The following is a 380-nucleotide window of genomic DNA, read 5'->3' as shown; positions in this document are numbered from 1 at the left end:
ATGTAGAGACGATAGGGCTGAACTGTCATGCGGGCAGAATCGCAAAGACCAGATGCCCGCGTCCAACGACATTTGTGAATCGATCCGGCTGGATCGATTCACGTTGGTGATGTCGCCTCGTCAGATCTGTGATGCAGTGAACAATCCGACGAATTCCGGATCGGAATAATAGCGCAGCTTTGTCGCGACGATGGGCCGCTGGCCGGCGATGAACAGCAGCTCGGTCTTGGCATGCATGTTGCGGACTTCGTCTGGCGTCAGAAGTGGTCGGGCGACATGCTGCTCGGCGAAGGAGAGGCCGGTCCTTTCCGCATCGAGGGCGCGCGCCGCGGTGTTGAACACTACGGTCTCCTGGCCAAGCAGATCGGATACCAGACGGG

At 58.7% G+C, this 380-nt stretch carries 1 protein-coding gene; it reads right to left on the bottom strand.

What is annotated here, in order from left to right; all coding sequences use genetic code 11:
* Positions 1 to 120 precede the first annotated feature (120 nt).
* On the bottom strand, positions 121 to 380 hold a 260-nt coding region (locus K6N12_RS33755), incomplete at its 5' end, for a type IV secretory system conjugative DNA transfer family protein (RefSeq protein ID WP_222149190.1).

The sequence above is a fragment of the Rhizobium redzepovicii genome (assembly GCF_019793435.1).
GTDB classification, from domain to species: Bacteria; Pseudomonadota; Alphaproteobacteria; order Rhizobiales; family Rhizobiaceae; genus Rhizobium; species Rhizobium redzepovicii.
Note: the sequence above shows the minus strand (reverse complement) of the source record. Positions and strands in the feature narration are given on the sequence as shown.